Raw genomic sequence first — 5,968 nt, forward strand, 5'->3', positions numbered from 1 at the left:
ATTCGTTGGCGGCGACGCGTGTGGTGGCGCGGTTGTCGTCGGTGGTGGGTGTGCGGGTGCCGGTGTCGGTGGTGTTCGAGGTGGGGTCGGTGGAGGAGTTGGCTGCCCGGATCGAAAAGCTGGTCTCCGGCGGCGATTCGGTGCCGTTGGCGGCCCGCGAGCGTCCCGAACGTGTTCCGTTGTCGTCGGCCCAGCAGCGGATGTGGTTCCTCAACCGCCTGCACCCGGAGTCGTTCGTCGACAACATCCCGATGGCCATCAGACTCTCCGGAGATCTGGACCGTGCGGCATTGCGCTCGGCAATCGATGACGTCGTTGCCCGGCACGAATCGCTGCGCACCGTATACCCGGAGATCGACGGCATCGGATACCAGAAGGTACTCCTGGCATCGGATGCCAGGCTCGCCGTGTCACCGGAACCGCTGTCTGCAGACGAGGTTCCCGATCGCATCGCGGAGATCGTGACCACCGGGTTCGATGTCACTCGTGAGGTTCCACTTCGAGTGCGTCTGCTCGAGGTGTCGGAGCGCGAGCACGTGTTGATCGTGGTTGTGCACCACATCTCCGCCGACGGTTACTCGATCGGCCCACTCGTGCGCGACGTGGTGACCGCCTACGAGGCGCACGTCTCAGGGAACGCGCCCTCATGGGCCCCACTCGAGGTGCAGTACGCGGACTACACGCTGTGGCAGCGCGAGGTACTCGGCGACGAGTCCGATCCCGAGTCCTTGCTCTCCGAGCAGGTGGAGTTCTGGCGACGAACGCTCGCCGACCTGCCGGAAGAGCTTCCCCTTCCCGTCGATCGCCCGCGGCCCGCGGTGGCGAGCAACCGAGGTGCATCGCTGCGTGTAGACCTCGACCGCGACGTGCGCGCGGGTATCACCGATCTGGCACGTCGCAGTGGCGCAACGGAATTCATGGTTGTCCACGCTGCGCTTGCAGTGCTCCTCGCGCGGATGAGCGGTACCGAGGACATCGCGATCGGCACGCCTGTCGCCGGTCGCGGCGAGGCTGCCCTCGACGACGTGATCGGAATGTTCGTCAACACACTCGTGTTGCGCACCGAGGTCGACGGTGGGGAGTCGTTCGAAGGCCTGCTGAATCGGGTGCGGGTCGCGGATCTGGATGCATTCGTGCGCGCCGACGTGCCGTTCGAACGCCTCGTGGAGGTGCTCGACCCGCCGCGCTCGCAGGCCCGTCACCCGTTGTTCCAGGTTATGCTGACGTTCCAGAATATGCCGGTGTCGAACCTCGAGCTGCCCGGGTTGGCCATCTCGGGTGTCGAATTCGACGCGGAGACAGCGAAATTCGACCTCCAGGTCACCGTCGCGGACACCGTCGGGACGGACGGCGCGCCCAGCGGGTTCGCTGTCGAATTCAACTACGCGACGGAACTGTTCGACAGCACTACGGTGGAAAGCCTCGCGGACAGGTTCGTCCGCATCCTCGGCGCGGTGGTCTCCGACGAGCGGACCGCCATTGCGGATCTACCGCTCCTCGACGAGGGCGAGCGTGAACGGATTCTGACCACCTGGAGTTCGCTCGGCGCCGGTTCTCCGGCGCGAACTCCGGCGACACTCCCCGGTCGTCTGTCGGAATCTGTGCTCGCTCACGCCACCGCCCCTGCGGTGACCTCCGCCGGTACCACCATCGACTACACCGAACTCTCGGCCCGCGCCAACCGGATGGCGCGTCGGCTCATCGCCGCCGGGGTCGGCCCGGGGTCGCTCGTGGCGGTGGCGTTGCCGCGCTCGATCGACCTCGTCGTCGCGCTCGTGGCCGTGCTCGAATCGGGTGGCGCTTACCTGCCGGTCGATCCGACCTATCCTTCCGACCGCATCCGGTACATGCTCGACGATGCGCGCCCCCGCGCGATCGTGACCTCCGACGCGATCGGGCGTGGCGACGGTGCGAGTGTGCTGTGGGACAGCGGAATCGACATTGTTCGTGCGGACGGGACGGAAGTCGGTGCCGAGACGTTCTCGGCAGATCCGCTCACCGACGCCGACCGTCCGGTGCCGTTGCGGCCCGATGATCTGGCCTACGTGATCTACACCTCGGGCTCCACTGGCCGCCCCAAGGGCGTCGGTGTCACCCACCGCAACGTGCTCACGCTCTTCGAGAATGCCGAACCGCTGTTCGGTTTCGGATCGGACGATGTGTGGACCCTGTTCCACTCGTACGCATTCGACTTCTCGGTGTGGGAACTGTGGGGGCCACTGCTCCACGGTGGCAGGCTCGTCGTCGTCGACTACCCGACCTCGCGGTCGCCGGAGTTGTTCGCAGGTCTCGTACGCACCGAAGGTGTGACCGTCCTCAACCAGACGCCGTCGGCTTTCTACCAGTTCGACGAGGCGGACCGCGCCCTCGCCTCGAGTGCGGTCGAGGCCGCGCCTTCGAGACTGCGGTACGTGGTGTTCGGCGGCGAGGCGCTCGATCCCGGGCGCCTCGACGGCTGGTTCGACCGGCACCCCGTCACGCCCCGTCTGATCAACATGTACGGCATCACGGAGACGACAGTGCACGTCTCCTTCCACGCTGTCGAGCGCACCCATGCGCAGGCCGGGGCGGCAAGCGCGATCGGACGATCCCTACCCGGACTCGCGGTGCGCGTGCTCGATCGACGGTTGCAGCCGGTACCCCAGGGTGTGCCCGGTGAGGTCTATGTGTCCGGCGACCAGTTGTCGCGAGGGTATCTCGGACGCCCCGACCTGACCGCAGTGCGGTTCGTCGCAGATCCGTTCGGCCGGGGCAGGCTGTACCGCACCGGGGATATCGCCCGCTGGAACTCGGCCGGAGTCCTCGAATACGCAGGCCGCAGTGACTCCCAGGTGCAATTGCGTGGTTTCCGCATCGAACTCGGCGAGATCGAGGCGGCTCTGCTGCAGGCGTCGGGTGTTGCGCACGCCGTTGCGATGGTTCGCGACGACGGTCTCGGCGAGCGACTCGTGGGCTACGTCGTTCCGCGAGCCGGTGAGACTGTGCTTGCGCCGGACGTGCGCGCTCAGGTCTCGGAGTTCCTGACCGGCTACATGGTGCCCGACATTGTGACCGTGCTCGACGAACTGCCCCTGACGGTCAACGGAAAACTCGACCGGCGGGCTCTCCCCGCGCCGCGGATCGATGTTCTCGGCGACGACTATCGGGAACCGGTGACGGAGTCCGAACGCGCAGTGGCACAGATCCTGTCGCAGGTTCTCGACGTAGAGAAGGTCGGAGCGGACGACTCGTTCTTCGATCTGGGCGGCAACTCACTCATCGCGACACGGGTGATCGCGCGGATCAACGAGGCACTGGGTTCGAACCTGGCGATCCGTGAATTGTTCGAGGACCCCACCGTTGCAGGTCTGGCAGCGCGGGCCGATTCCGGGCAGGGTGGCCGCACGCTCCCCGACCTGGTTGCCGGGATCCGGCCGGACCGTATTCCGTTGTCGCTGGCGCAGCAGCGCATGTGGGTGCTGAACCAGCTCGATCCGGGGTCGGCGACATACAACATTCCGCTTGCCATCCGGCTGCGCGGCGACCTCGACACCGCGGCACTGGCTGCCGCGGTACGCGACATCGTCGAGCGCCACGAGTCGCTGCGCACCGTATATCCACAGGACGAGCAGGGGCCGCACCAGAAGATTCTGGACGCCGACACGGTGGACGCCTTCGCCACGGTCGCCGTGGACTCGGAGGCGGAGGCCGTCGCGTTCGTTGTCGAGGTGGTCTCGCAGGGATTCGACGTGGCAACCGAGGTGCCTGTGCGCGGTCGTCTCGTGAGCATCGGCTCCGACGACCACGTCCTTGCACTCGTGGTTCATCACATCTCGGCCGACGGCGCGTCCCTGCCGCCGCTCGCCCGCGATCTGATGTCGGCGTATGTGGCTCGCCTCGGGGGAGAAGCTCCCGCTGCCGACCCTCTCGAGATCCAGTACGCGGACTTCGCTCTGTGGCAGCAGGAAGTATTCGGCGACGCCGAGGACCCACACTCGCCGGCGGGCGTTCAGCTCGCGTACTGGCGTGCGAATCTCGCCGGGGTTCCCGACCTGCTCGACATGCCCACCGATCGGCCGCGTCCGGCAACTCCGAGCCTGCGTGGCGCCACTCATATCACCCGGGTGACGGCAGAGACCCGCAGTCGTCTCGACGAGCTCAGTGCGGCGCACCGGTCCACGTTGTTCATGGTCGTGCACTCCGCTCTTGCTGTGTTGTTGTCGCGGCTGAGCAACTCTCGCGACATCGTCGTCGGCACTCCCGTGGCCGGGCGCGGTGCTCGCGCGCTCGACGATGTCGTCGGCATGTTCGTCAATACGCTGGCGTTGCGCACCGACATCGACCCTTCCGCGACCTTCGGTTCGGTCCTCGACGCGGCCCGCGCTGTGGATCTCGAGGCGTTCGCGAACGCCGACGTGCCGTTCGAGCGAATCGTCGATGAGGTTGTCTCAGCACGATCGGCGGCGCGGCATCCCGTGTTCCAGACGGTGTTGTCGTTCCAGAACATCGAACCGGCACGCCTCGAGCTTCCGGGGCTGACGGTCGAAGCTGTCGACGGTGGCGAGCTGGCAGCGAAGTTCGACCTGCAGGTGACCGCGGAACCCGAGGACGGCGCCGACGGTGGGGCCGGCGGGATGGCACTCGCGTTCACGTACGCGACCGACCTGTTCGACCCGGACACCATCGAGACCCTCGCAGAGAGGTTCGTGACGCTCCTGGATACGGTAGCGGCCGACCCCGCCACGGTGGTCGGTGACATCGATATCCGTACGGACAGTGAACGTTCGGTCGCTACGAGTGTGGCGCCGTCTGTGCCGGCGACGACGCCGATGAGTGTGGATCGCACACTTGCGCAGGAGCTCCAGGTTGCCGTCGAATCGGATCCGGATGCTCCGGCCGTCGTCTTCGGCAACGCGGAGTCGAGTTTCGCGGAGATCGAGACGCGCTCATCGCAGTGGGCGAGGTACCTGATCTCCCGCGGAGCGACCTCGGGCGATGTCGTGACCGTGGACCTTCCGGTCGGTGTCGATCTGGTGGTCGCACTGTGGGCGGTGGCGAAATCGGGTGCCGCCGTGTCGGTCGACCGGGAGGTACCCGCACGATGGGGACTGACCACGAGCGACCGGGTCGCGGAGTTCACGGAGACGACAGTTGCTGCCGCGACGACGTGGATCTCGATCGACGACCCTGCGGTCGATGCGGCAGTGGCGGACTTGTCCGGCCGTTCGCTCGGCTACACCGATCGCCCCGAGGTGCTCGGTCCCGGTGACCGGGCGTTGTGCTTCGGTGATGTGCATCTCAGTCACGGTCAAGGAGTTGCCGCGTTGCGTCGGGGGCAGGATCAGCTGGCCCTGACCTACGAATCCCGCATCCTTCCTGGCGGTGCGGACGCCGATCGATGGACGGTCTTCGCCGTGTTGGCCGCGGCAATTGCCGGCGCGGTGGTCGTCGTTCCTGGTCGCGATGATGATCTCGGCGAACTCGCTCTCGAAGAGTGGGTCAGTCACGCTTTCGTTCCGGCCGCTGAGGTGTCCGCATTGTCCGATTCCGAGGACCTCGAGGTTGTGATCATCACCGATCGACACGCCGAAGCGCACGGTGGGGTTTCGGGTGCCCTGGCAGGTAAGAGTGCCACCCTGGCCGATCCCTGGGTGCTGCACGAAAGGTAACTGTTCGGTAACTTGACTTCCGGTCGAGCGGCGTCGGGGCTGTTCGACCGGAAGGAGTCGATTTCGTGGTGAGCGCTGACCGTGGGACGCGTTCGGTTGGGCAGGCCGAAGCGGACGAACTGCGACATAGCGGCCGGAGCACACGAACCGGACGGAAGAATCCTTCGAGACAACGTCGTGGTGGGCGTGGTCGGGGTGTGGTGTTGCCGCAGTTGTTGGTGTCGGCGGTGGAGTCGTGTGGTGATGCGGTGGCGGTGGTTGCTGGTGGGCGGTCGTTGTCGTATCGGGAGCTCGATGAGGTGTCGTCGCGGTGGGCGCGG

1 protein-coding gene is annotated in these 5,968 nt (G+C 66.4%); it reads left to right on the forward strand.

The genetic code is table 11. The features are described 5' to 3' along the window. The first annotated feature begins 41 nt into the window (after positions 1 to 41). Positions 42 to 5,648: a non-ribosomal peptide synthetase gene (locus MWU77_RS24280; RefSeq protein ID WP_247275010.1), complete on the forward strand. Its 5,607-nt coding sequence runs from the start codon at positions 42 to 44 to the stop codon at positions 5,646 to 5,648. Positions 5,649 to 5,968: the final 320 nt, after the last annotated feature.

The organism is Rhodococcus sp. F64268 (genome assembly GCF_023015605.1).
Taxonomy (GTDB): Bacteria; Actinomycetota; Actinomycetes; order Mycobacteriales; family Mycobacteriaceae; genus Rhodococcus.